Consider the following 26,412-nt stretch of genomic DNA (forward strand, 5'->3'; position numbering starts at 1 on the left):
CTGGGACTTAAGAATCTATCTGCTCATCCTGACCTGACAGCGCGCTTAACTCAACCCTTTCATTCTCAGGGAGAAGTCCTCGCCAGCCAAACTGTGATAACGCCTGCATCCAGACATCATCCAGCCCGGCGCGAATCACCAGCGGCTCACCCGTAAACGGATGCGTGAGCGCAAGCTGACTGGCATGCAGCATTAATCGCTGGCAGCCGAAATGCTCGGCGGCACTCCGATTTTGGCGTAAATCACCGTGCTTACTGTCACCTATAATCGGATGACGCAGGTGAGCAAGGTGGCGTCTGAGCTGATGCTTACGACCGGTTTTAGGATCGAGTTCCACCAGTCCGTAGCGGGTCGTTGGATAACGCCCGGTCGCCACCGGCATTTCTACCGTTGCCAGACCGCGATAGTGCGTAACCGCAGGCTGTGGACCTTTATCATCGCGGGCAAATTTATCGGCGATTTTGTCCAGTTCTTCCACCAGCGGATAATCCAGCACCGCGTCATCCATCAGCCAGCCGCGAACAATCGCATGGTAGCGTTTTTGGATTTGATGCTGTTCAAACTGCTGCGAAAGCAAGCGGCCTGCTTCGCTGGACAGCCCCATCAACAGGACACCGGATGTCGGTCTGTCGAGTCGATGTGCGGTAAACACATGCTGACCAATCTGGTCGCGCACGGTTTGCATGACGACCACTTTTTCATCACGGTCGAGCCAACTACGGTGGACCAGCCAGCCAGAAGGTTTATTTACCGCCACCAGCCATTCGTCCTGATAGATAATTTCCAGCATCAGGCGTTATCACTGCTAAACAGCGCATCCAGATCCTGCAAGGCCAGCAGGATCACTTCGCGCTGCGGGTGATCGGCGGACAGCGCCATTTCATAATACGGCGCGATGGCAAACGCCTCTGGAAGCGGCTGCGCATTATCCAGCAAAGCATGCATACGGGGGATCAACACCCACTGCAGCCATTCAACGGGTTCCATGGTATCCATACAAAAAGGCTGCGTGCTGGTAAACAGATGCGCCTCTGGCTCGTCCATCCGCCAGTGATGATGTTCACGCAGCAGCGCTTCAAGCGCATGCAACTGCTCGCGCACACGGTCATGAGTTGTCATGAAATTAACCTCAATGATGAAAAATCTGGCGCGAAGAATAGCACTAGTCGGAAGGAAATAAAAAAAGGGAGCACTGTATAAACAGTGCTCCCGGTTCGTTTCGCAGCATTCCAGCTACTTTTAGTGCTCCCTGCTCATCCATGACAACTTTTCCTGTGGTCTTGCGACCTGTTCATCCTGAACAGTTGCATCCTGCTCACACCACCCCGGTGTGTAAACTTCATCCTGAAGCGTCCTGGCCATCCTGACCCGCCGAACATCCTGACCGGCTCTCGTTCTCCCTCCTGGAGGTGTCCTTTAACGCATCCAGCGTCTTCCACTTTGCTCCATCCTGAAGCCTTTCCTTGCAGCACCGTCCTGGTGTGTCCTGCTGAAGTGTCATCATCCTGATGTTCACTTCGTTGTGCGACTCCTTGTCGACGGAGATAGAATCGCCTTTTTTGCCTTATCTTACAAGACGCTTACAGGCATTACCTTATGGTTTTTTTCATATGAAAGTTGACAATAAATAGATAACAAATTGAATTATATGAGTTTGTTATTTTGTCACTCCCTATAATCTTCCGTTATCACCTGGCAATCTCCTACAGGGTTTGTAAGAGATCTCTCACACGCTCAAGGGCAAACTGGATTACAGAACTGGCTTAAGTTGAGTCAGGAATTCCGCAAGTGAGGCGGCCAGTACCGTTCGTTTGCAGGTTCCGAGTGTTTCTTTGCACACCTCACCAGACAGGTTGCACACCGAAATGACATCCAGTTCATTGTCCTGGGTAGCAATAAAAAGCGTAGGCGATAACTTAAGACGTTTTTGCGTAACCAGGTGGCCAATCAGGTTTTCCTGAACACGGCGGAAGTCATCCTCACTCCAGGTTTGCAGCAGCGTCAGCTTCTCCTCCGCAAACTGTGCATGCATATCCCCGGCGAATTGGCTGGTGTAAAACGCATGAACGGCAGGTTGGATCACCAAATCAAATGCCCGTTCAACCGCGTTTATGTTCGCTTCGCCCACAAAAGGCTGCGGTTGCCAGTACACCGCATCGCTGGTGGAGGAAATAATGCACGGAGAAGGTACGCCATACAGCTCTTCACTGAGCGGCCAGCTGTTGTGTTGTTCATGCCATGCGTCGCAATAGCGTGTCGTAAAGGCTGTTAGCGCCTGCGCAGTCAATTCGTCCACTGATTTCTCTCTTAACAAAAGCCAGGATACACTTGTCGAATAGTGTATCTGGTTTATGACGGTGAAACATGTCTTCTTATGAAAACCATCAGGCGCTTGACGGCCTGACCCTCGGGAAATCAACAGATTACCGGGATAATTACGATGCCAGTTTGTTGCAGGGCGTGCCACGTAGCCTGAACCGCGACCCGCTGGATTTAAAAGCCGATAATCTGCCGTTTCGCGGTGCGGATATCTGGACGCTGTACGAGCTGTCATGGCTGAACGCCAATGGCTTACCGCAGGTTGCGGTGGGTCACGTGGAACTCGATTACACCAGCGTGAATCTGATTGAATCGAAAAGCTTTAAGTTATACCTCAACAGTTTTAACCAGACCCGTTTTGACTCATGGGAGGCGGTTCGCCAGACGCTGGAAACCGATCTACGTCACTGCGCGCAGGGTGATGTCAGCGTTGCGCTTTATCGTCTTGATGAACTGGAAGGCCAGCCGATTGCCCATTTCAATGGAACCTGCATCGACGATCAGGATATCGTTATCGACAATTACCAGTTCAGCACCACATATCTGGAAAACGCCGTTAGCGGCGAGAAAGCGGTGGAAGAGACGCTCGTCAGCCACCTGCTGAAATCCAACTGTCTGATTACCCACCAACCCGACTGGGGCTCCATACAAATTCAGTATCGTGGACGTAAAATCGATCGCGAGAAACTGCTGCGCTATCTGGTCTCTTTCCGTCATCACAATGAATTCCACGAACAATGTGTGGAACGTATTTTCAATGACATCCTGCGCTTCTGCCAGCCGGAAAAACTGAGCGTTTATGCGCGCTACACGCGACGTGGCGGCCTGGACATTAATCCGTGGCGAACCAACACCGATTTCGTTCCGGCGATCGGCAGACTGGTGCGTCAGTAATCTTTTTTCTCAATTTTGCGTGTCGGATTCCGCACACAAGGTTGTGAAAGGTCATAAGCCAGGGCTATTGTAATCAACAGGGAATGACGTGTTGCGTCCCATAAGGAGTTTACTTGATTACACATATTAGCCCGCTTGGCTCAATGGACATGTTGTCGCAGCTGGAAGTCGATATGCTTAAACGCACGGCCAGCAGCGACCTGTATCAACTGTTTCGTAACTGTTCACTTGCCGTCCTGAACTCCGGCAGTTTAACCGACAACAGCAAAGAGTTGCTGTCCCGCTTTGAAAGTTTCGATATTAACGTGCTACGCCGCGAGCGTGGCGTGAAGCTGGAACTGATTAACCCACCTGAAGATGCCTTTGTCGATGGACGCATCATCCGCGCGCTGCAGGCCAACCTGTTTGCCGTGCTGCGCGACATTCTTTTCGTCAACGGTCAGATCCATAACGCCGGTCGTTTCCAGCATCTGGATCTTGAAAGCTCGGTTCACATTACCAACCTGGTCTTCTCCATCCTGCGTAACGCCCGGGCGCTGCATGTCGGTGAAGCGCCAAACATGGTCGTTTGCTGGGGCGGTCACTCCATTAACGAAAATGAGTATCTGTATGCCCGCCGCGTCGGTACGCAGCTGGGTCTGCGTGAACTGAATATCTGCACGGGCTGCGGTCCGGGTGCGATGGAAGCGCCAATGAAAGGCGCGGCGGTCGGCCACGCGCAGCAGCGATACAGAGACAGTCGCTTTATCGGCATGACCGAACCGTCAATCATTGCCGCTGAGCCGCCTAACCCGCTGGTTAACGAGCTCATCATCATGCCGGACATTGAAAAACGTCTGGAGGCGTTTGTGCGTATCGCGCACGGCATTATCATTTTCCCGGGGGGCGTAGGGACTGCAGAAGAACTGCTGTATCTGCTGGGGATCCTGATGAATCCGGCGAACAAAGATCAGGTTCTGCCGCTGATCCTGACCGGACCAAAAGAGAGTGAAGATTACTTCCGCGTGCTGGACGAATTTATCGTGCACACGCTGGGTGAAAGCGCGCGTCTTCACTACCGGATTATCATCGACGATGCCTCAGAAGTGGCGCGGCTGATGAAAAAAGCGATGCCGCTGGTGAAAGAAAATCGCCGCGATACCGGTGATGCCTACAGCTTTAACTGGTCTATCCGTATCGCCCCGGATTTGCAGATGCCGTTCGAACCATCCCATGAAAATATGGCGAACCTGAAGCTGTATCCTGATCAACCCGTTGAAGTCCTGGCGGCAGACCTGCGTCGCGCCTTCTCCGGGATCGTCGCGGGTAACGTGAAGGAAGTCGGCATCCAGGCCATTGAAAAATTTGGTCCGTACAAAATCCACGGTGACCGCGAAATGATGCGGCGCATGGACGATCTCCTGCAGGGCTTTGTCGCCCAGCATCGTATGAAACTACCCGGCACGGCGTACATCCCGTGCTATGAAATCTGCGCGTAGCGTTCGATGCCGGGTCGTTGAGGCGACCACGGTGACAGTTTTGTCCATATTCAAGCCGGGTCAGGCCCTTAAACCTCCCGGCTTTTTTAGTGATACCAGTCACATAGCTCACCTAACTAATATAAACGACGATTATGATTCATAAGAAAGGGCTTAAAACGCAAACGTTTCCCTTTTGAGACTGACCGTGATTTATCGGCATAAAATATCATTAGTCATCAGAATCCACTAAAAACAGCACTTTTCACAGCGCAACACTCGTATCTTCTTGCCTTCGCTTTTATGCCATATGTCGTTAATGGTAGCCTTCGCGCCCGTAAATTCGATTTGGATATTTTTTAACAGATTAATGGTCCGAATTTATCCACATAAAAAGTGGATTATTGCATTTGAGATCGCGATCACTGATACATTCATTACTTAACTGTATCTTTCCGCCCGCAAATTATTACGGCGAAAAATTACATAAAAAGTCGCTAAACGAATTTCATTTTACAGTCAGGTCCTTTTTCATTGGATTGAACCCAAACCTGGCTTTTTAAGCTTCCTCCAGGAGAAACAGATGGAAAACACGCAAACCAGCACTATCGTTACGGGCCAGACCCGCAGCGCATGGCGCAAGACAGACACCATGTGGATGCTGGGCCTTTACGGCACGGCGATTGGCGCAGGTGTATTGTTCCTGCCAATTAACGCAGGCGTTGGCGGCATGATCCCGCTGATCATCATGGCCATTCTTGCCTTCCCGATGACCTTCTTTGCACACCGTGGCCTGACTCGCTTCGTGTTATCCGGTAAAAATCCGGGTGAAGACATCACTGAAGTTGTAGAAGAACACTTTGGTATTGGCGCAGGTAAACTGATTACCCTGCTCTACTTCTTTGCTATCTACCCAATCCTGTTGGTATACAGCGTCGCGATCACCAACACCGTTGAAAGCTTCCTGACCCACCAGCTGGCAATTACACCGCCGCCGCGTGCGATTCTTTCCCTGATCCTGATTGTCGGCATGATGACCATCGTGCGCTTCGGTGAGCAGATGATCGTAAAAGCGATGAGCATCCTGGTGTTCCCGTTTGTTGCAGCCCTGATGCTGCTGGCGCTGTACCTGATCCCACAGTGGAGCGGTGCAGTTCTGGAAACCCTGTCTTTTGACTCTGCAGCAACCACCGGTAACGGTCTGTTGTTGACCCTGTGGCTGGCCATCCCGGTTATGGTGTTCTCCTTCAACCACTCACCGATCATCTCCTCCTTCGCAGTCGCGAAACGTGAAGAGTACGGTGATGAAGCTGAGAAGAAATGTTCCAAGATTCTGGCATTCGCTCACATCATGATGGTGCTGACCGTTATGTTCTTCGTCTTCAGCTGTGTGTTTAGCCTGACTCCGGCGGATCTGGCTGCGGCGAAAGAACAGAACATCTCTATCCTGTCTTATCTGGCGAACCACTTTAACGCACCGATCATTGCCTGGATGGCACCGATCATCGCGATTATTGCTATCACCAAATCCTTCCTGGGCCACTACCTGGGCGCACGTGAAGGTTTCAACGGTATGGTCATTAAGTCTCTGCGTAGCAAAGGCAAAACCATCGAAATCAACAAACTGAACAAAATCACTGCGCTGTTCATGCTGATCACCACCTGGATTGTGGCAACGCTGAACCCGAGCATCCTCGGTATGATTGAGACCCTGGGTGGCCCAATCATCGCGATGATTCTGTTCCTGATGCCGATGTACGCCATTCAGAAAGTACCGGCAATGCGTAAATACAGCGGCCATATCAGCAACGTCTTCGTTGTGATTATGGGTCTGATTGCTATCTCCGCTATTTTCTACTCTCTGTTTAGTTAATCCCCTGCGCCGCCTTCGGGCGGCGCACCTCGTTATACAATGGACGCCTAATGATTAGCGTATTCGATATCTTCAAAATCGGCATTGGCCCTTCCAGTTCTCACACTGTCGGCCCAATGAAAGCAGGCAAACAATTCACGGATGACCTGATTGCACGCGGAATACTCACTGACGTAACCCGCGTAGTGGTTGATGTTTATGGCTCACTGTCTCTGACGGGGAAAGGCCACCACACTGACATCGCGATTATTATGGGCCTCGCCGGCAATCTGCCGGATACCGTAAACATCGACGCCATCCCGGGTTTTATCCAGGATGTGAATACTCATGGACGTTTGCTGCTGGCAGATGGTCAACATGAAGTCGAGTTCCCTGTTGATAAGTGCATGAATTTCCACACAGACAATCTGTCTCTGCACGAAAACGGGATGCGTATTACCGCACTGGCGGGCGAAAAAGCGATTTACAGCCAGACTTACTACTCCATTGGCGGTGGGTTCATCGTTGATGAAGAACACTTTGGTCTACCGAACAATTCACCGGTGACCGTACCGTATCCGTATAAGTCCGCAGCCGATCTGCAAAGACATTGCCAGGAAACTGGCCTGTCGCTTTCCGGCCTGATGATGCAAAACGAACTGGCGTTGCACAGCAAAGAAGAGCTGGAACAGCACTTTGCAAACGTCTGGGAAGTGATGCGCAGCGGAATTGAACGCGGTATCACCACCGAAGGCGTATTGCCGGGCAAACTTCGCGTTCCGCGTCGTGCAGCGGCGCTGCGTCGTATGCTGGTCAGCAGCGACAAAACCACCACCGACCCGATGGCGGTCGTTGACTGGATCAACATGTTCGCGCTGGCGGTTAACGAAGAAAATGCTGCCGGTGGACGCGTGGTTACCGCGCCGACCAACGGAGCGTGCGGCATCGTTCCTGCAGTACTGGCGTACTACGACAAGTTCATCCGCGAAGTAAATGCTAACTCACTGGCACGCTACATGCTGGTCGCCAGCGCCATTGGTTCACTGTACAAGATGAACGCCTCTATCTCTGGCGCCGAAGTGGGTTGTCAGGGTGAAGTCGGCGTCGCCTGCTCCATGGCAGCGGCAGGTCTGGCTGAGCTGCTGGGTGGTAGCCCGATGCAGGTATGTATCGCCGCGGAAATCGGTATGGAACATAACCTGGGGCTGACCTGCGATCCGGTTGCCGGACAGGTTCAGGTACCGTGCATTGAGCGTAACGCCATTGCTTCGGTAAAAGCGGTTAACGCCGCGCGTATGGCACTGCGCCGTACCAGCGAGCCGCGCGTCTGCCTCGATAAAGTTATCGAGACGATGTACGAGACCGGTAAAGACATGAACGCTAAGTACCGCGAAACCTCTCGCGGCGGCCTGGCGATGAAGATTGTCACCTGCGATTAATGCCCTTCAAATTGCCGGATGGCGGTTGACGCCCCGTCCGGCAAAATGTCACTTCCCGATATTCGCCTCGCTTCGCCTTGAATGTTACCCTACACCCTGATTTATAAGGGAGAACACCATGGCCGTCCATCTGCTCATCGTTGATGCACTGAATTTAATCCGCCGCATTCACGCCGTTCAGGGATCGCCCTGCGTGGAGACATGCCAGCGCGCGCTCGATCAGTTGATTGTGCACAGCCAGCCCACGCATGCCGTGGCGGTCTTTGATGACGAGGCGCGTAACAGCGGCTGGCGTCACCAACGACTCCCAGACTACAAAGCGGGTCGTCCACCGATGCCCGATGAATTACATAATGAAATGCCCGCCTTACGCGCCGCATTCGAGCAACGCGGGGTCTGCTGCTGGGTTTCCAGCGGCAATGAAGCCGATGATTTAGCCGCAACGCTGGCGGTGAAAGTCACCCAGGCCGGGCATCAGGCCACCATTGTCTCGACCGATAAAGGCTATTGCCAGCTGCTCTCTCCCACACTGCGTATTCGTGACTATTTTCAAAAGCGCTGGCTGGACGCCCCTTTCATTGAAAAAGAGTTTGGCGTGCTGCCTCAGCAACTGCCTGATTATTGGGGACTGGCCGGGATAAGTAGCTCAAAAGTACCGGGCGTTGCGGGTATTGGCCCGAAAAGCGCCACTCAGTTGTTAGTCCAGTTTCAACATCTGGAAGGGATTTACGCACAGCTTGATGCCGTGCCGGACAAGTGGCGCAAGAAGCTTGAAGCACATAAAGAGATGGCGTTTCTGTGCCGCGATATCGCGCGCCTGCAAACAGACTTACATATTGACGGAAACCTCCAGCAGCTACGGCTGGCCCGATAGGGGAATAACCTCGCTTATCCGGCCTGCATGCCGTACAACGTTGCAGGCCAGATAAGGCGTTCACGCCGTCACCCAGTGCGATTACCAGGCCGTATGGTACAACTCGACGATATCCGCAAGGTTCGCTTCACGCGGGTTCCCGCCAGTACACACATCGTCAAACGCCGCCTGCGCCAATGCAGGAATATCGTCTTTGCGTACACCAACATCACGTAAATGCGAGGGGATCCCCACATCACGGTTGAGCGCAAACACGGCATCAACAGCGGCTTTACGCGCCTCTTCCCGCGTCAGGTTTTCGACTTTCACCCCCATTGCCCGGGCGATATCACGGAACTTCTCTCCCGTATATTCAGCGTTGTACTGCATGACGTGCGGCAACAAGATTGCATTGGCGACGCCGTGCGGCGTGTTATAAAACGCCCCCAGTGGGTGCGCCATGCCATGCACCAGCCCCAGACCCACGTTTGAAAATCCCATTCCGGCAACGTACTGACCCAACGCCATCGCTTCACCCGCCTGGCTTTCACCGGCGACAGACCCGCGTAACGCCCCGGCGATGATCTCGATGGCTTTGATGTGCAGCGCGTCCGTTAACGCCCAGGCCGCACGGGTAATGTATCCTTCAATGGCGTGGGTCAGCGCATCAACGCCGGTGGCGGCTTTGAGTGCAGCAGGCATGCCGTCCATCATATCGGCATCAATAAATGCCACCTGCGGGATATCATGCGGGTCAACACAGACAAATTTACGCCGATTTTCCTCATCGGTGATCACGTAGTTAATGGTGACCTCGGCTGCCGTACCCGCCGTCGTCGGGATGGCCATAACCGGAACGCTCGGTGTGTGCGTCGGCGACAACCCTTCCAGGCTGCGCACATCTTCAAACTCAGGGTTATTGTGAATAATGCCAATCGCTTTACAGGTATCCTGAGGGGAGCCTCCGCCAATGGCGACCAGATAATCTGCGCCACTGAGCTTAAACACCTCCAGCCCTTTCTGCACCACCGCAATGGTTGGGTTAGGGATAACGCCGGAAAAAATGGCCCATTCCAGACCTGCCGCATCCATCCGCGACGTCACCTTATCAACCACACCGCATTGCACCAGATTTTCGTCTGTCACAATCAGTGCTTTTCGGTAACCACGACGGATGACTTCATCGGTTAATGCGCCAACGGCTCCCCGACCAAACCATGCCGTTTCGTTCAAAATCATTCTGTTCGCCATCGCTTTTCCCCTATTCTTCAATACGTAATCCGTAAGATTTGAATTTCTCCAGCACAACGGCGATTTCCTCATCATCCAGTACCGGTACCGGGTCAACGATCGCCAGAGTGCTCAGATAAAGACGGGCAAGGACTTCCACTTCCTGGGCCAGCCACAGCGCTTTTTCCAGATTCACCTCACAGGCAATCAGCCCATGGTGCTGTAACAGCGTTGCTTTACGGTTTTTCAGGGCAACCACGACATGCTCTGATAACTCACGAGTCCCAAAGGTCGCATAGGGCGCACACGGAATCGAGTTACCGCCCGCAGCGGCAATCATGTAGTGGATGGCCGGGATAGGACGGTTAAGAATCGATACTGCGGTACAATGAATCGCGTGATTATGGACGACCGCATTCGCATCGGGTCGCGTCTGGTAAGCCGCCAGGTGAAAACGCCATTCGCTGGAAGGTAATTGTCCCTTATCGTATTTTCCGTCGTTATCTACATAGACGATCATATTTTCCGTGAGCCTTTCGTAAGGAATGCCGCTGGGCGTAATCAGCATGCCGTTCTCATAACGTGCACTCACATTCCCTGCCGTTCCCTGATTCAGCCCCAGGCTGGTCATTTCAAGACAGGTTTCAATGATTTCTCGCGATAAACGCATTCTTTCCATAATAATTCTCCGGGTACAGTTTCCCCTCGTCTTTATTGCGAAAAAGGCAACCGCAGAATAAGACGGGTCAGGTTTCAGATATGAGCAGCCACTGAAAATGTTATTCAGTTTCAGTTGGCCGTATTATTTGTCGCGATGTATTATTGTTGTCTTACACGCTTAATGAGTTTCATCGCTACTTTTACCGTTTCTTTAACGGGATGGTCGTCAATTGCACTCATCATCATATCGAATGCTTTTTCCGCCCAAAGATTTTCATCCTGCTGCATTGACCAGACATTATTGGCAAGGAATCCCAGCATAGGATGTTCATCGAATGTCCCGATATTAATTTCCGGTGGAATCACGCCAAAACGATTACGGATAGCAACAACCGCCCCTTCCAGTACAGGTAATGACGAGGCGATAAATGCCTGCGGGCAACCCTGTTCGTTAATCAGTTTTTCCATCAACCGGTACCCCCCCTCTGGCGTGTTATCCGGCCCTTCCCGCACCCAGTTCTTGTGGTTAATACCGTTATTACTCAATGCATTAATGTAACCTTTTAAACGATCGCCAATACTGGGCAGACCGGTATCGCCCACCAAAAACCAGATGGGTGATTTTCCTGCTTCAAACAAACTCTGTGTGAGCTTTTCGCCCCCCATAATATTATGGCTTTCGACCAACGCGTTATCGGTGTACTTAAAATCACGATCAAGTAACACCATCGGTTTCCTGACCTTACGTAAATGATGTTGCTGATTTTCTAACGTTGAAGGAACAATAAACAGGCCATCAACATTACGTGCAATTAACGCCTTCGTTAATTTATTCTCATAATCAACATCATCATAAGTACAGCTAATCGTTAACTGATATCCGGAACGGCGACAACGTTGTTCCAGTTTTTCAGCAAGCGTCGCAAAAAAGACGTTGGAAATATTAGGCACAATCAGACCCAGCGTGTCTGTTTTATTCAGTTTCAGGCTACGGGCCGAATGATTTATAACATAACCATAACGTTCAACGTATTCATTAATGCGCGTCTGGGTTTTAACGCTGATGCGATATTGCTCAGCTTTCCCATTCAGCACCAGTCGCACGGTCGTCACCGATAAATTCAGATCGCTGGCTATCTGTTCTACTGTTTTAGCCATTTATATGTCCCAGTTCACATCCAAAACGTCCATTCACAATCATAAAAGTATTTTAATCTTTTGTCTTACTGCATGAGTTGGTTAAGCGTCTGCTGTTGATCCCACATGGTCAGATAGGCCTGATACTTGCGAGCATAAAAATCCTGCCGCTGCGGGTTAGCCTTAATGACAGCGCCCGGAACCACCATCGCCTGACAGGCTGCCGGGAAATTTGCCCACATGCCGCTCGCGACCGCCCCCGTAATCGCCGCCCCCAAGGTCACGGCATCCTCTTCTTGCATAAGATGGATATCGCATCCGGTTGCATCGGCATACTCACGCAACCACAGCGGGTTGTGTGTGGCTCCACCGCACAACGTCAACCGCGTAATGGTGTGCCCGTTTTCGCGCATCACCTCCATAATGTGCCGCGTACCGCAGGCAATGGCCTGCAATGTCGCCAGATATAAACGGGCAACCTGCCTCTCCCCTCGTTCAAGCGTCAAACCGTAAACGCTCCCCCGGGCATCGGGTCGCGCGCGCGGTGAGCGGTTACCGTGATGATCGGCCAGCACATGCAGATAGCGCCCCGGTTCTGACTCACTCTCTTCTAACGCGGCAACCCATTCATTGACCAGGACAATAGGATGACACCCACGCGCTTCGGCCTTCTGAAATAACTCAGCGCTGGCACCCGACTCCTGCAGCGTCCAGTCAACTAACGCGCCGGCGGCGCTTTGTCCGCCTTCCGTCAGCCAATACCCCGGCAGCATGGCAGACCAGTACGGTCCCCACACGCCCGGCGTATGAATTTCCTGCTCACTACACAACATGTGGCAATTTGACGTCCCGCTGATCAAGGCCAGCGTTCCCACAGGTTGCGCACCGGCAAGCGCTACGCCGCCCGCATGAGCGTCAATCATCCCGCTGGCGACCACAACGTCAGTCGTCAGCCCCAGCGCCTGTGCGGCCTCCGGGCTCAGCGTGCCAACGGCAGCGCCTGGCGGCAGGATTTTAGACGGAATTTTGTTAAGCAAATCAGTCAATTCAACGGCATCAAGCAAAGCGTGGCTAAAACGTTGCTCATGCGCCAGATAGTTCCATTTGCAGGTCAATGTACACAGACCGGCCACATCGAAATCCGTCGCTTTCCAGACCAGGAAATCCGCCAGATCGTAGAAGCGGTGCGCGCTCTGCCATGTCTCAGGAAAGTGATTCTTCAACCAGAGCACCTTGGGCAGCTCCATTTCCACACTGACTTCGCCGCCGACATAGCGCAGAGCTGGATCCTGCGTGTCATTAATTCTTTTCGTTTCCAGACCAGCACGGTGATCCATCCACATGATGATGTTATGGTCTGGCGACTCACCTGGCGAAACCGCCAGCCCCTTCCCTTGTGCATCCAGCGCAACCAGAGAGCAGGTCGCATCAAATCCCAATGAGCGGATCTCCTCGACGGGAATGCCCGCGGACGACACGGCACCTCTGACGGCATGACAAACCTGTTGCCAGATTTCAGCAGAGGATTGTTCGACCCGCTCTGGACCCGGTCGAAACTGCGAGATGGGGAATGTCGCAAAGGCCAGGCGTTTACCGCTGGCATCGAATACCCCGGCTCTGACGCTAGCAGAACCGACATCCACACCGAGGAAATATCCACTGCTCATAGTAACTCCCTGACGCTGGCTAAAAAGGGGGGCGAGGGTTTCGCCCCTGGAATCTTATTTTTTTCCGAATGGGTGTAACAGCTTCTCGATTTCCGGCGTATTAATGTTCTTCGCATTAACAAATTTCACTGGAATATCAATCTCTTTTGGAACAGATTGACCTGATACCGCCGCATTCAGTGTTTTGATGCCCTGATAGCCGATCTGGTAAGCATCCTGTACGACGAAGCCCTGAATCACCCCAGACTTCAGGAAGGCAATAATCGCTTCGGTGCTGTCAAAACCAATCACCTTAACTTTGCCTTTCAGATTCTGACTGTCGATGGCGTTCGCCACGCCCAGCGTTGACCCTTCGTTGGTTCCATAGATCCCCGCAATATCAGGGTTCGCCTGAACCATATCGATGGTTTTATCCATCGCTTTTTGTGGATCACCATCGCTGTATTGAACAGGCAGTACTTTGATATCCGGGTATTTTTCCTTCATGCGTGCAATAAACCCTTCGGAGCGCTCAATCGCTGAAGAGGTCCCCGCCACATGCGCGATGATACCGACTTTCCCTTTATTCCCCACTTCAGCCGCCAGCGCATCGGCGGCTTCGGCACCGGCTTTACGGTTATTAGTGGCGACAAAGCTGACCGGGATATCAGAATTTACGCCTGAGTCGAACGTTACGACCTTAATACCGCGTGAATTGGCCGTTTCCACCAAAGGCGCCAGCGCATTGGCGTCTAATGCCGCCAGCAACAGCCCATTGGGTTTTTGCGCCATCGCATTTTCAACTAACTGAATCTGCTCAGCGATTTGAGTTTCATCCGCCGGTCCGACATAGCTGGTTTTATCGCCCAACTCTTTCGCCGCAGCCTCCGTCCCCATTTTCACGGTTTGCCAGAACTCATGCTGGAACCCTTTACTGACAACGGGAAGGTTCATATCTTTAGCCAATACGCTGGATGTCATACAAGCCAGCAGAGATAACGCATAGACAAAATTCCTGGTTCTCATTGTTGTACTCCGTTCTGAGTGAGTCACCCTAAACGTCAGGGTTATGATGCCCCGTGACTTCCGGGAGCGTAAATCAACGAATTTTTTTACGTAATGTATCGAGATAAACTGCAGCAATAACCACGACACCCATTGCGACCATCTGCCAGAACTGGGAAACCCCCATCAGGTTCAGGCCATTTTTCAACACGCTCATAATAAATGCGCCAATGATGGTGCCGCCGATGGTGCCAATTCCGCCCATCAGGCTCGTACCACCAATCACGACCGCAGCGATCGCTTCCAGCTCATAACCTACCCCGACGGTTGGTTGTCCAGAGTTCAGACGCGAAGCCAGAATGACCCCGGCAATCCCGGTCAACAGACCGCAGAAGGCGTAGACAAAAATTTTGACGCGCTGGACTTTAATCCCGGACAGGTGTGCGGCAACTTCATTGCTACCGACGGCGTAAACGTAACGACCAATAACCGTTTTCTTCAGGATATACGCGGCAATCAGCGCCACGATGACCAGGTAAAAGACGGGATAAGGCAGCACATCAAATAAGCGTCCCTGAGCCAGCATTTTGAAAGAGGGGTAATCGGCAAAGTAGATAGCACGGCCATCGGTCATCACCATGTTGATCCCCCTGACGGACATCATCAGACCCAACGTGGCGATGAAAGGCGGGATCGTCATTTTGGTGACCAGCATCCCGTTGATATAGCCACATAATCCACCGGCTAACACACCAGCCAGAATGCAAACCGGCAGTGGCAGACCCAGCGTGGCGCATATGCCTACCGCAACACCGGAAAACGCCACCACGGAACCGAGAGAGAGATCGATCCCTGACGTGATGATGACGAAGGTCACGCCAATCGCCATAATGCCAATGACCGACGTTTGCAGAGCAATCGTCATAATGTTTTCAGTATTAAAGAAAAAAGGTGATCCAAAACTAAAAAATATCACCAAAATAATCAGACTAAAAAGCGGCGCAAGGCGCATTAAAAGTTCTTTGTTAATTTTTACTTTCTTATTATTGCTGTCTGAAGAGGTTACAGAGATAGTCATAAATTAGTCCTCTAACGTCGCGTATTGCATGATTTTTTCTTGTGTGGCGTCATCAGAAGCTAATTCCCCGGTAATACGCCCATTCCGCATCACTAAAATGCGATCGCACATACCCAGCACTTCCGGTAATTCAGAGGAGATCATGATTATTGATTTCCCTTTTGCCACCAGTCGATTCATCAATTCATAAATTTCAAGTTTGGCGCCCACATCAATCCCACGGGTGGGTTCATCAAAGATGAGAATATCGGTGTCTTTACATACCCAGCGGGCAATAATGATTTTTTGCTGATTACCCCCGCTCAAATTCAATGCAGCCTGCTCGAGATGTGGCGTTTTAATTCGCAGGGCTTTCACCTGTTCCAGGCTGGTTTTCTGACAACGCTGACTATCAACGTTGCCATAGCGGTCGGAATACTCCGGGTAGTTACCCAGCATAATATTACGCTCAACGGACAGCCCTAATGCCAGCCCCTCTTTTTTTCTGTCCTCAGTTAAATAGCTGATACCTTGTCTGATAGCGTCAGGGATATCTTTAATCACGGTTTCTTTGCCGTTCAGTTTTAGGGTCCCGCTATCGATCGCGTCTGCACCAAAAATCGCACGCGCCAGTTCAGTTCGTCCTGCGCCCATCAGACCGGCAAAGCCTAAAATCTCTCCCTGATACAGGGTAAAGTCGATGTTATTCAATACCCCTTTACGTGTCAGACCGCTCACTTCGAGCACCGGTTTGCGCTGAGCGAGCGCCTCACGGCGGGGGTAGATATTGCCGAGATCGCGCCCAACCATCATGGCGATGAGATCGCTGATTTTGACCGCATCATAATCGACGGTGGCAATAAACTGCCCGTCACGCATTACCGTCGCGCGATCGGCAATCAACGCCAGCTCTTCCAGACGGTGCGAGATATAAACAATGCCGGTGCCCTGCTCTTTCAGTAAACGGGTCACACGAAATAAGCTGTCAATCTCCGTCTCTGTCAGCGCCGCCGTCGGTTCATCCATAATAAGAATTTTGGCATTCACCGATATCGCTTTTGCAATCTCAACCATTTGTTGTTGAGCGACAGTGAGGTCAGCCACCAACGTTTCAGGGGAGATATTCAGGTTTAATTTTTGCAAAATATCGATAGCAGCCAGACGTTGTTGCTTTTCATCCAGACGCCAGCGATTATTTTTGCAAAATTCCCTGCCAATAAAGATATTTTCTTCAACCGTGAGTTCAGGAAACAGATTGAATTCCTGATGGATAATAGTGATCCCCAGATTTTGGGCACTCAACGGGTTTTCGAATGAAACGGATTTATCCTCAAAAATAATACTGCCTTCATCAGGTTGATAAACGCCGGATAAAATTTTCATGAGGGTAGACTTTCCCGCGCCATTTTCGCCAAGCAGCGCGTGAACCTCACCTTTGCGTAAAGAAAAATCCACATTACTCAACGCTAAGGAAGGTGCGAATAAGCAGGTCATTTCTTCCCAAGCTGACTCGCTGATTAAAATTTCGCGGATCTGGGCCGATTTTTTTCCCGCAAACACATCGAATCAGCCTATTTAGGCTATTTTTTCCACCATTTCTGGCGTTATTTCCGGTTTTTACTGAGATCTCTCCCACTGACGTATCATTTGGTCCACCCGAAACAGGTTGGCCAGGGTGAATAACATCGCCAGTTGGTTATCGTTTTTCAGCAGCCCCTTGTATCTGGCTTTCACGAAGCCAAACTGCCGCTTGATGATGCGAAACGGGTGCTCCACCCTGGCCCGGATGCTGGCTTTCATGTATTCGATGTTGATGGCCGTTTTGTTCTTGCGCGGATGCTGCTTCAAGGTTTTTACCCTGCCGGGACGCTCGGCGATCAGCCAGTCCACATCCACCTCGGCCAGCTCCTCGCGCTGTGGCGCTCCTTGGTAGCCGGCATCGGCTGAGACAAATTGCTCCTCTCCATGAAGCAGATTACCCAGCTGATTGAGGTCATGCTCGTTGGCCGCGGTGGTGACCAGGCTGTGGGTCAGGCCACTCTTGGCATCGACACCAATGTGGGCCTTCATGCCAAAGTGCCACTGATTGCCTTTCTTGGTCTGATGCATCTCCGGATCGCGTTGCTGCTCTTTGTTCTTGGTAGAGCTGGGTGCCTCAATGATGGTGGCATCCACCAAAGTGCCTTGGGTCATCATGACGCCTGCTTCGGCCAGCCAGCGATTGATGGTCTTGAACAATTGACGGGCCAGTTGATGCTGCTCGAGCAGGTGGCGGAAATTCATGATGGTGGTGCGATCCGGCAGGGCGCTATCCAGGGATAATCGGGCAAACAGGCGCATGGAGGCGATTTCGTACAGGGCATCTTCCATGGCACCGTCGCTCAGGTTGTACCAATGCTGCATGCAGTGAATACGCAGCATGGTCTCCAGCGGATAGGGCCGTCGGCCATTGCCCGCCTTGGGATAAAACGGCTCGATGACAGCGGTCATATTCTGCCATGGCGGAATCTGCTCCATGCGGGAGAGGAAAATCTCTTTTCGGGTCTGACGGCGCTTAGTGCTGAATTCACTATCGGCGAAGGTGAGTTGATGGCTCATGATGTCCCTCTGGGATGCGCTCCGGATGAATATGATGATCTCATATCAGGAACTTGTTCGCACCTTCCCTAATACGCCGGGAAAACGTTTCGTAATATGGCTCATCTGTAAAAATGTTTCAGACATTGCTGCTTTCCTCAATATACAGAAACTGCAGTCAGTGAATCAGGCGAAAACAGCGTAGTCAGGGAGCCATCGTCACCGTTAATGCGAATACGTCCTAAAAGCTCATATACGTTTTATCAATTTTGCTAACTCGAGTTAGCGATTTGCCTTTTAAAGCTATTTTAGCTGCTAAAAATAGCCAAATCATTTGGTTTAAAATTGTGATACCGGACAGGGAATTTATTGTATCTCACTAATTTAAAAGAATATTAATCAAACTTATGGGTTTTATTTATTTGACGTAGATCGAATTTTAACCAGTTCTCGTGAAGCCTCTCACAGTTCCACAACAAAAAAGTTGTGCAAAAAACTCTCAGAAACCTAAGCTAACTCGAGTTAGCAAATGTGAGCAATTCAGCCAACTGCGGCGGTCGTGTCCTACATCCGCTTCAGCAGCACGGCATCAAGTGAGATGAGGAACCTCGAATGAAGAAAATCAACTTACCGAAAATTGGTATTCGCCCGGTTATCGACGGACGTCGCATGGGTGTACGTGAGTCGCTCGAAGAGCAAACCATGAATATGGCAAAAGCCACCGCCGCACTGATCACCGAAAAACTTCGCCACGCCTGCGGCGCACAAATTGAGTGTGTTGTCGCGGACACCTGTATTGCCGGCATGGCGGAGTCTGCCGCTTGTGAAGAGAAATTCAGCTCGATGAACGTTGGAGTGACCATTACCGTCACCCCATGCTGGTGCTACGGCAGCGAAACGATCGACATGGACCCCATGCGTCCGAAAGCCATTTGGGGCTTCAACGGAACAGAGCGCCCAGGCGCCGTTTACCTGGCGGCGGCGCTGGCTGCGCATAACCAGAAAGGTCTCCCCGCCTTCTCCATTTATGGCCATGACGTGCAGGATGCTGGCGATACCACGATCCCTGCGGATGTCGAAGAAAAACTGCTGCGTTTCACCCGAGCAGGCCTGGCCGTTGCCAGCCTGAAAGGCAAAAGCTATCTGTCCGTGGGCGGCGTATCGATGGGGATCGCAGGATCTATCGTCGATCATAACTTCTTCGAATCCTGGCTGGGAATGAAGGTTCAACCCGTTGATATGACGGAACTGCGTCGCCGCATTGATCAAAAAATCTATGACGAAGCCGAGCTGGAAATCGCACTGGCCTGGGCGGATAAACACTTCCGCTACGGCGAAGACCAGAATGCGCAGCAGTATAAGCGTAACGCAGAACAAAGCCGTGCAGTGCTGAAAGAGAGCCTGCTGATGGCAATGTGTATCCGCGACATGATGCAGGGCAACAAGATACTGGCCGACAAAGGTCTGGTGGAAGAATCGCTGGGCTACAATGCGATTGCCGCCGGTTTCCAGGGCCAGCGTCACTGGACCGATCAATACCCGAACGGCGACACCGCCGAAGCGCTGTTGAACAGCTCATTCGACTGGAATGGCATACGTGAACCGTATGTCGTGGCGACCGAAAACGACAGCCTGAACGGCGTGGCAATGCTGTTTGGCCATCAACTTACCGGCACCGCGCAAGTCTTTGCTGACGTTCGTACTTACTGGTCACCGGAAGCGGTAAAACGTGTCACGGGTCAACCGCTGACCGGGCTTGCTGAGCACGGCATCATCCACCTGATTAACTCCGGTTCTGCTGCGCTGGATGGCTCCTGCAAGCAGCGTGACAGCGAAGGCAAACCAACCATGAAACCACACTGGGAGATTTCCCAGAAAGAAGCGGATGAGTGTCTGGCGGCAACCGAATGGTGTCCGGCCATCCACGAATACTTCCGTGGCGGCGGTTACTCCTCTCGCTTCCTGACCGAAGGCGGCGTGCCGTTCACCATGACCCGCATTAATATCATCAAAGGTCTGGGGCCCGTGCTGCAAATTGCCGAAGGCTGGAGCGTTGAGTTACCGGAAGAGATGCACGATCAGCTTGATGCGCGTACTAACTCCACCTGGCCAACCACCTGGTTTGCACCGCGCTTAACCGGCAAAGGTCCTTTCGCTGATGTCTATTCCGTGATGGCGAACTGGGGGGCGAACCACGGCGTACTGACCATTGGTCACGTGGGTGCAGACTTTATTACCCTCGCCGCCATGCTGCGTATTCCCGTGTGCATGCACAACGTGGAAGAAGAGAAGATTTATCGTCCTTCTGCATGGGCTGCGCACGGTATGGACAGCGAAGGTCAGGATTATCGCGCCTGCCAAAACTACGGTCCGCTGTACAAGCGTTGATACGCCTCTGCCCGGTGGCGCAAGCTTACCGGGCCTACAACGGTGTGTTTTGTAGGCCGGATAAGCACAGCGCCATCTGGCGACGTTTTGGGAAGAGATTATGAAACAAGAGGTCATCCTGGTCCTCGACTGCGGCGCGACCAATGTGCGGGCCATTGCCGTTGACCGTCATGGAACCATCGTTGCCCGCGCCTCAACGCCCAACGCCAGCGAGATCGCCAAAGAAAACAGTACCTGGCATCAATGGTCGCTGGAGGCCATTTTGCAACGCTTTGCCGACTGCTGCCAGCAGATCGCAACCGAACTGGCGACCTGCCATATCCGTGGCATTACTGTCACCACATTTGGCGTTGACGGCGCCCTGGTCGATAAAGACGGCAAGCAGCTTTATCCGGTGATCAGTTGGAAGTGTCCCCGCACCGCCGCCGTCATGGAAACGATTCGTCGCTATATGCCAGCGCAGCAATTACAGGAAATCTCCGGCGTCGGCGCCTTTAGTTTCAACACGTTGTATAAACTGGTGTGGCTCAAAGAGAACCATCCCCAGTTGCTGGAGCAGGCACACGCCTGGCTTTTTATCTCGTCACTGATCAACCACCGCTTAACCGGTGAATTCACAACGGATATCACCATGGCGGGTACCAGCCAGATGCTGGATATCCATCAGCGAGAATTTAGCCCTGACATCCTGCAGGCAACCGGCATACCGCGTCGACTGTTTCCACGCATCGTCGAAGCGGGTGAGCAGGTCGGCATGCTGCAAAACGACACTGCAAAACTGCTTGGGCTTTCGACTGGCATTCCAGTGATTTCGGCCGGACATGACACGCAGTTTGCGCTGTTTGGCGCAGGCGCGCAGCCGGACGAACCGGTGCTTTCTTCCGGCACCTGGGAAATCCTGATGGTGCGCAGTGCGCAGGTTAATACTTCCCTGCTTAGCCATTATCCAGGCTCCACCTGCGAGCTGGACAGCCGAAGCGGATTATGTAACCCCGGTATGCAATGGCTGGCTTCCGGTGTGCTTGAATGGGTACGCAAACTGCTGTGGACGCCACAAACTCCGTGGCAAACGCTGATCGACGAGGCTCATGCCATCCCGGCAGGTGCTGAAGGTGTGAAAATGGAGTGTGACCTGCTGGCCTGCCAGCACGCAGGCTGGCAAGGCGTTACGCTCAATACCACCCGCGGACACTTTTATCGCGCGGCGCTGGAAGGGTTGACGGGACAACTTCAGCGAAATTTGCACACTCTGGAACAAATCGGTCACTTCCAGGCCAGCGAACTGTTGCTGGTCGGCGGTGGAAGCCGCAACGCGCTGTGGAATCAGATAAAAGCCAACGTGCTCAATATTCCCATCAAAGTGCTGGATGACGCAGAAACCACGGTTGCCGGCGCCGCCATGTTCGCCTGGTCCGGTGTGGGCGAATTTGCGACCCCGGAAGACGCCAGAGCGCAGATCAGCTATCAGTATCGTTACTTCTATCCGCAAACCGAACCCGAATTTACAGGAGCCGAGTGAAATGCTAAAAACGATTTCGCCCCTAATTTCCCCCCACCTTTTGAAGGTACTGGCTGAAATGGGACATGGCGATGAAATCATCTTTTCCGATGCCCATTTCCCTGCGCACAGTATGGGACCGCAGGTCATTCGTGCTGACGGTTTGCTGGTCAGCGATCTCCTGCAAGCTATTATTCCCCTGTTTGAACTGGACAGCTATGCGCCACCGCTGGTGATGATGGCAGCCGTAGAGGGCGATGCCCTCGACCCGGATGTTGAAGCGCGTTATCGCCAGGCGCTTTCATTACACGCGCCCTGCCCGGATATTACCCGCATTGACCGTTATGCGTTCTATGAACGCGCACAAAAAGCATTTGCAATCGTCATCACCGGGGAACGGGCAAAGTACGGAAATATTCTGTTGAAAAAAGGCGTCACACCGTAAGCTCTGGTCAGAATGCCCGTCAGGTACGGGCATTCATCAAATAAAAAGGATCAGAAGAATGAAAGCGGCGCGTCAGCAAGCGATAGTCGAATTGCTCATCAGCCATAAAAGCCTGACGACAGAGGCGTTGTCTTTGCAACTGAACGTCTGCAAAGAGACGATCCGTCGCGATCTCAGTGAACTGCAGGAACAGGGCAAAGTGTTACGCAACCACGGGCGCGCCAGGATGATCCATCGGGAAAATCAGGACAGCGGCGACCCGTTTCACATCAGATTAAAAAGCCATTATGCGCACAAAGCAGATATCGCCAGAGAGGCGTTAACCTGGATAGAAGAAGGGATGGTTATCGCCCTGGATGCCAGCTCAACCTGCTGGTATTTGGCGCGCCAGTTGCCGGACATCGATATTCACGTCTTTACCAACAGCCAGCCCATCTGCCAGGAATTGGCCCGGCGCGAACATATCCAGCTTATCAGCTCAGGCGGCCGGCTTGAGCGTAAATACGGCTGCTACGTCAATCCGTCGCTCATCTCACAGCTCAAGCCACTCGACATCGATCTGTTTATTTTTTCTTGTGAAGGGATAGACAGCAACGGCGCTCTCTGGGACTCCAATACGATCAATGCCGAGTTCAAATCGACACTCCTCAAGCGAGCAGCACAATCACTACTGTTGATTGATAAGAGTAAATTTAATCGTTCTGGCGAGGCGCGCATCGGATATCTAAATGATGTAACGCATATTGTTTCAGACGAGGCTGGCCTGATAAGCGTAGCGTCATCAGGCATTTAGCCGCACATACCGGATACGACGCGAACGCCATATCCGGCATGGATGAGATGACTTATCTTTCGTCGCGACGACCGCCGACGGCAGCCCATAAACGACGCACGTGCACGGTCACTTCTTCGCGGTCATGATAAAGCTGACGCGCCTGAATCTGGGCATTCACGCCATGTTCATCCAGTTGCGCCTGGATATAAGCCAGATTCTGCGACACCTCTTCGTAGCGCTTTTTCATCGGCAACTTCAGGTTAAAAATGGTTTCACGGCACCAGCCATTAACCAGCCACTGCGCCATCAGCGCGGCAACTTTCGCAGGCTTTTCCACCATGTCACAGACCATCCACGAGATGTTGTTGCGATTCGGACGGTACTTAAATCCGTCTTCACGTAGCCAGGTCACTTGTCCGGTATCCATCAGGCTTTGCGCCATCGGGCCATTATCAACGGAGTAAACCCACATATTGCGTTTGACCAGTTGGTAGGTCCAGCCGCCGGGGCATGCGCCTAAATCCACTGCATACATCCCATTTGCCAGGCGCTCGTCCCACTCGTCGGCCGGGATAAACACATGCAGCGCTTCTTCCAGCTTCAGCGTGGAACGGCTCGGCGCATCGGCCGGGAACTTCAGACGCGGGATCCCCATGTAAAACGGTGAGTTGTTATCAGGCCAGGAATAGCCGGTGTAACAACAACCCGGTGCAATAAAGAAGACGTGGACGACCGGACGTTTTGGCGTTTCATATTTTGCCAGTACGCCGGCTTCGCGCAGAGCGGCACGCAGCGGTACGGTAAATTTACGGCAAAACTTAACCAGCTCTTTGCTTTCGTTGGTATCAGCCACTTCGACACGCAGATCGCCGCCTTTCTCTACCACGCCCTGCAACATCCCGACAATCGGCGTAATACGGTCTTCCGGGGGTAAATATTGCAGCAACTCACCAACGACAAACATTTGACGAGCAAAAATCAGCGAGCTGAACGGCAGCTCTTTCACTAATTTTTCCGCGTCGTCCTGCTGATAGCACTCAAAAATGACGTAACCCGCGTTATCTTTCACGCGAGCAAAGCCAAAAATTTCCCGACGCCCTGCTTTATCTGTAATTTCTGCAGCGCACTCTTTTTCAAAACCCGGGCGACACAACAATACAACCTTATTCATGGCTAACGCCCTTACGTTTCAAACGAATAGCACCCACTAACATCAACGCCCAGCCTACCAGGAAGCTGAAGCCACCGACTGGGGTAACAAACGCCCACAGGCGTAAATGAGACAATGCGAGGCAATACAGACTGCCGCTAAACAGCACCGTTCCTAATGCCAGAAACACGCTGCTCCAGTAAAACCAAATGCTAATACGTCGCTGCATGGCGACGGCCAGACCAAAGATAGCCAGCGTGTGAAATGCCTGATATTCGAGACCGGTCTGGATCCACCCCATTTCAACGACCCCGAGGGTTTTACTCAGAACATGTGCCCCAAAGGCGCCCAAAGCCACAAAGATAAAGCCACTTACGGCGGCAAAAATCAGCATAAAACGGCTGGTCATGTTAATACCCTACGTAAATTATTGTTCATAACGAAAGCGGAATTTTTCTTGTTCAGTGGCCGCTTTTGCCAGTATCCACTGACGGAAGGCGGCTATTTTACCCAGTTCTGCCTGACTGTCATGACAAACCAGATAAAACGCGTTCTTGCTGACCAGAACATCATTAAAGGGACAGACTAAACGTCCGGCTTCAATTTCGGACTGCGCCATGACGTTATTGGCCAGCGCGATCCCTTGTCCATGAATAGCGGCCTGGAGCACCATGGCGCTATGGCTGAAGATAGGTCCCTGCTGCACATTGATATGATTCAGGCCAAGCTGGCGCGTATAGGCTTGCCAGTCACGCCGTGAAGCATCGTGCAATAACGTGTGTTTTGCCAGATCTTCAGGCGTCTTCAACGGTTTATCACCGGTGAGCAACAAAGGTGAACACACCGGCAGGAGATATTCTGCGTACAATTTTTCAACGCGTAAGCCAGGCCAGTTGCCACGACCGTAAAAAATCGCGACATCGACATCGTCAGCCAGTTTGTCTTCCTGACGGTCTACCGCCTGGATCCTGACATCAATTCCCGGATAAGCTGAGTTAAAGCTAGAGAGTCGCGGCACCAGCCATTGAATCGCAAAACTGGGCAATAAACTAACAGTCAGCGCGCCCTTCGCACTGCGAGCCTGAAGTTTACGCGTCGCGTCGGTTAATTGCGAAAAAATCTCTTTGATGTCGAGGAAATAGCTTTGGCCTTCTTCCGTGAGCAGAAGAGATCGATTGCGCCGACGGAATAGCTTAAGTCCTAAAAAATCCTCAAGGGACTTGATTTGATGACTTACTGCGGCCTGCGTCACAAAAAGCTCTTCGGCTGCGCGAGTAAAGCTCAAATGGCGTGCCGCAGCATCAAAAACACGTAACGCATTTAAGGGTGGTAATCGTTTTGACATGACTTTTTAGGCTTTGATGTTAAAAGAATTTAACAGTTAAATAACAGGCTGTAACCTATTAGTTTTTTTAATCTGAGCCATTATAAATTGTCCGTTGAGGTTCTACCAGCAAATACCTATAGTGGCGGCACTTCCTGAAGCCGGAACGAAAAGTTTTATCGGAATGCGTGTTCTGGTGGGCTTTTGGCTTACGGTTGTGATGTTGTGTTGTTGTGTTTGCAATTGGTCTGCGATTCAGACCATGGTAGCAAGGCTACCCTTTTTCACTTCCTGTACATTTACCCTGTCTGTCCATAGTGATTAATGTAGCACCGCCAAATTGCGGTGCTTTTTTTTGTCTCTATTTCTCTCGATGGCTGACCGACTATTTCTCCAGTTCTACCATCTCTTTCACGTCAGTACGGTTAATCTGCTGTTTGTTGCCGTTAGCGTCTTTATACGAAATCATTCCCGTTTCATCATCGGTCTTTGGCTTACCATCAGACACGATCGTCCTACCATCATTGGTGTGCATTACATAATTCGGACCAGAACAGGCGCTCAGGGCAAAAGTCAGCATACAAGCAGAGATAATGGCGGCAGTCTTTTTCATAGTCTTCTCCTTAAAGCGATTTATGCTAGATAAAACCGATTCCATAACAGGCAAAAATATTTGCCTAACACTATTCAGCATAAGGCACTGGTC

Annotated in this window: 25 protein-coding genes; 9 read left to right on the plus strand and 16 right to left on the minus strand. The window is 51.8% G+C overall.

The genetic code is table 11. From position 1 onward, the window contains the following. Nucleotides 1–7 precede the first annotated feature (7 nt). The 3 genes from truC to syd form a co-directional block, all read right to left on the minus strand. Entirely contained in the window at nucleotides 8–790 is a 783-nt protein-coding gene (gene truC, locus N7268_RS00730; RefSeq protein WP_260861454.1) for a tRNA pseudouridine(65) synthase TruC, read from the minus strand. Beyond that, a complete protein-coding gene (locus N7268_RS00735) occupies nucleotides 790–1,119 on the minus strand; it encodes a YqcC family protein (protein ID WP_260861455.1) in 330 nt (109 codons plus the stop codon). Before N7268_RS00735 ends, truC begins: the two co-directional genes overlap by 1 nt. Nucleotides 1,120–1,750: 631 nt before the next feature. Beyond that, complete coding sequence (syd, locus tag N7268_RS00740; protein WP_260861456.1) at nucleotides 1,751–2,296, minus strand: SecY-interacting protein; 546 nt, start codon at nucleotides 2,294–2,296, stop codon at nucleotides 1,751–1,753. Between the two features lie 68 nt (nucleotides 2,297–2,364). Here syd and queF point away from each other — a divergent pair, with 68 nt between their 5' ends. The 5 genes from queF (at nucleotide 2,365) to xni (ending at nucleotide 8,835) form a co-directional block, all read left to right on the plus strand. After that, nucleotides 2,365–3,213, plus strand: a complete 849-nt coding sequence (queF, locus tag N7268_RS00745) for an NADPH-dependent 7-cyano-7-deazaguanine reductase QueF (protein ID WP_260861457.1) — start codon at nucleotides 2,365–2,367, stop codon at nucleotides 3,211–3,213. Between the two features lie 113 nt (nucleotides 3,214–3,326). Next, nucleotides 3,327–4,691: a nucleotide 5'-monophosphate nucleosidase PpnN gene (gene ppnN / locus N7268_RS00750; RefSeq protein WP_260861458.1), complete on the plus strand. Its 1,365-nt coding sequence runs from the start codon at nucleotides 3,327–3,329 to the stop codon at nucleotides 4,689–4,691. A gap of 562 nt (nucleotides 4,692–5,253) precedes the next feature. Further along, nucleotides 5,254–6,543, plus strand: a complete 1,290-nt coding sequence (locus N7268_RS00755) for an HAAAP family serine/threonine permease (protein ID WP_260861459.1) — start codon at nucleotides 5,254–5,256, stop codon at nucleotides 6,541–6,543. 50 nt (nucleotides 6,544–6,593) lie between these two features. Next, on the plus strand, nucleotides 6,594–7,961 hold the full coding sequence (locus tag N7268_RS00760) for an L-serine ammonia-lyase (protein WP_198906043.1): 1,368 nt from the start codon (nucleotides 6,594–6,596) through the stop codon (nucleotides 7,959–7,961). 118 nt (nucleotides 7,962–8,079) lie between these two features. Then, a complete protein-coding gene (gene xni, locus N7268_RS00765) occupies nucleotides 8,080–8,835 on the plus strand; it encodes a flap endonuclease Xni (protein ID WP_260861460.1) in 756 nt (251 codons plus the stop codon). An 81-nt stretch (nucleotides 8,836–8,916) separates the two neighbouring features. Here xni and fucO read toward each other — a convergent pair whose 3' ends face one another. From fucO to N7268_RS00805, 9 genes are all read right to left on the minus strand, one after another. Then, the gene (fucO, locus tag N7268_RS00770) at nucleotides 8,917–10,065 is read right to left on the minus strand and encodes a lactaldehyde reductase (protein ID WP_260861461.1); all 1,149 of its coding nucleotides are present in this window, start codon (nucleotides 10,063–10,065) and stop codon (nucleotides 8,917–8,919) included. Between the two features lie 10 nt (nucleotides 10,066–10,075). Further along, nucleotides 10,076–10,723: an L-fuculose-phosphate aldolase gene (gene fucA / locus N7268_RS00775; RefSeq protein WP_198906037.1), complete on the minus strand. Its 648-nt coding sequence runs from the start codon at nucleotides 10,721–10,723 to the stop codon at nucleotides 10,076–10,078. A gap of 140 nt (nucleotides 10,724–10,863) precedes the next feature. Then, nucleotides 10,864–11,862 carry a LacI family DNA-binding transcriptional regulator gene (locus N7268_RS00780; RefSeq protein ID WP_260861462.1) on the minus strand — a complete coding sequence of 333 codons (999 nt, stop codon included), beginning with the start codon at nucleotides 11,860–11,862 and terminating at the stop codon, nucleotides 10,864–10,866. Nucleotides 11,863–11,927: 65 nt separating this feature from the next. Continuing rightward, on the minus strand, nucleotides 11,928–13,508 hold the full coding sequence (locus N7268_RS00785) for an FGGY-family carbohydrate kinase (RefSeq protein WP_260861463.1): 1,581 nt from the start codon (nucleotides 13,506–13,508) through the stop codon (nucleotides 11,928–11,930). A 54-nt stretch (nucleotides 13,509–13,562) separates the two neighbouring features. After that, on the minus strand, nucleotides 13,563–14,513 hold the full coding sequence (locus N7268_RS00790) for an ABC transporter substrate-binding protein (RefSeq protein WP_198906032.1): 951 nt from the start codon (nucleotides 14,511–14,513) through the stop codon (nucleotides 13,563–13,565). A gap of 73 nt (nucleotides 14,514–14,586) precedes the next feature. Next, the gene (locus N7268_RS00795) at nucleotides 14,587–15,570 is read right to left on the minus strand and encodes an ABC transporter permease (RefSeq protein WP_260861464.1); all 984 of its coding nucleotides are present in this window, start codon (nucleotides 15,568–15,570) and stop codon (nucleotides 14,587–14,589) included. A 3-nt stretch (nucleotides 15,571–15,573) separates the two neighbouring features. Further along, a complete protein-coding gene (locus tag N7268_RS00800) occupies nucleotides 15,574–17,043 on the minus strand; it encodes a sugar ABC transporter ATP-binding protein (RefSeq protein WP_260861465.1) in 1,470 nt (489 codons plus the stop codon). Further along, the gene (locus tag N7268_RS25115; RefSeq protein ID WP_313958363.1) at nucleotides 17,006–17,185 is read right to left on the minus strand and encodes a hypothetical protein; all 180 of its coding nucleotides are present in this window, start codon (nucleotides 17,183–17,185) and stop codon (nucleotides 17,006–17,008) included. The genes N7268_RS00800 and N7268_RS25115 overlap by 38 nt, the downstream gene beginning before the upstream one ends. After that, nucleotides 17,167–18,147, minus strand: a complete 981-nt coding sequence (locus N7268_RS00805; protein WP_016241585.1) for an IS5-like element ISKpn26 family transposase — start codon at nucleotides 18,145–18,147, stop codon at nucleotides 17,167–17,169. Before N7268_RS00805 ends, N7268_RS25115 begins: the two co-directional genes overlap by 19 nt. A gap of 591 nt (nucleotides 18,148–18,738) precedes the next feature. On the opposite strand from N7268_RS00805, the gene fucI reads away from it, so the two are divergent. The 4 genes from fucI (at nucleotide 18,739) to fucR (ending at nucleotide 23,250) form a co-directional block, all read left to right on the plus strand. Beyond that, nucleotides 18,739–20,514: an L-fucose isomerase gene (fucI, locus tag N7268_RS00810; RefSeq protein WP_260861466.1), complete on the plus strand. Its 1,776-nt coding sequence runs from the start codon at nucleotides 18,739–18,741 to the stop codon at nucleotides 20,512–20,514. Between the two features lie 100 nt (nucleotides 20,515–20,614). Next, complete coding sequence (fucK, locus tag N7268_RS00815) at nucleotides 20,615–22,033, plus strand: L-fuculokinase (protein ID WP_260861467.1); 1,419 nt, start codon at nucleotides 20,615–20,617, stop codon at nucleotides 22,031–22,033. Between the two features lies 1 nt (nucleotide 22,034). Continuing rightward, nucleotides 22,035–22,457, plus strand: a complete 423-nt coding sequence (gene fucU / locus N7268_RS00820; protein WP_198906024.1) for an L-fucose mutarotase — start codon at nucleotides 22,035–22,037, stop codon at nucleotides 22,455–22,457. A gap of 58 nt (nucleotides 22,458–22,515) precedes the next feature. Beyond that, the gene (gene fucR, locus N7268_RS00825) at nucleotides 22,516–23,250 is read left to right on the plus strand and encodes an L-fucose operon activator (RefSeq protein ID WP_260861468.1); all 735 of its coding nucleotides are present in this window, start codon (nucleotides 22,516–22,518) and stop codon (nucleotides 23,248–23,250) included. 52 nt (nucleotides 23,251–23,302) lie between these two features. Here the strand turns inward: fucR and rlmM are convergent, their stop codons facing one another. The 4 genes from rlmM to N7268_RS00845 all read right to left on the minus strand — a co-directional run bounded on the left by rlmM (nucleotide 23,303) and on the right by N7268_RS00845 (nucleotide 26,319). Then, complete coding sequence (gene rlmM / locus N7268_RS00830; RefSeq protein ID WP_003034040.1) at nucleotides 23,303–24,403, minus strand: 23S rRNA (cytidine(2498)-2'-O)-methyltransferase RlmM; 1,101 nt, start codon at nucleotides 24,401–24,403, stop codon at nucleotides 23,303–23,305. Further along, nucleotides 24,396–24,791 (minus strand): DUF423 domain-containing protein, encoded by a 396-nt coding sequence (locus N7268_RS00835; RefSeq protein ID WP_003034037.1) that lies wholly within the window; start codon nucleotides 24,789–24,791, stop codon nucleotides 24,396–24,398. Before N7268_RS00835 ends, rlmM begins: the two co-directional genes overlap by 8 nt. Before the next feature lie 18 nt (nucleotides 24,792–24,809). After that, nucleotides 24,810–25,727, minus strand: a complete 918-nt coding sequence (gene gcvA, locus N7268_RS00840) for a glycine cleavage system transcriptional regulator GcvA (protein WP_151218271.1) — start codon at nucleotides 25,725–25,727, stop codon at nucleotides 24,810–24,812. A 364-nt stretch (nucleotides 25,728–26,091) separates the two neighbouring features. Beyond that, entirely contained in the window at nucleotides 26,092–26,319 is a 228-nt protein-coding gene (locus N7268_RS00845) for a YgdI/YgdR family lipoprotein (protein WP_260861469.1), read from the minus strand. Nucleotides 26,320–26,412 lie beyond the last annotated feature (93 nt).

This window comes from Citrobacter sp. Marseille-Q6884 (assembly GCF_945906775.1).
Taxonomy (GTDB): Bacteria; Pseudomonadota; Gammaproteobacteria; order Enterobacterales; family Enterobacteriaceae; genus Citrobacter.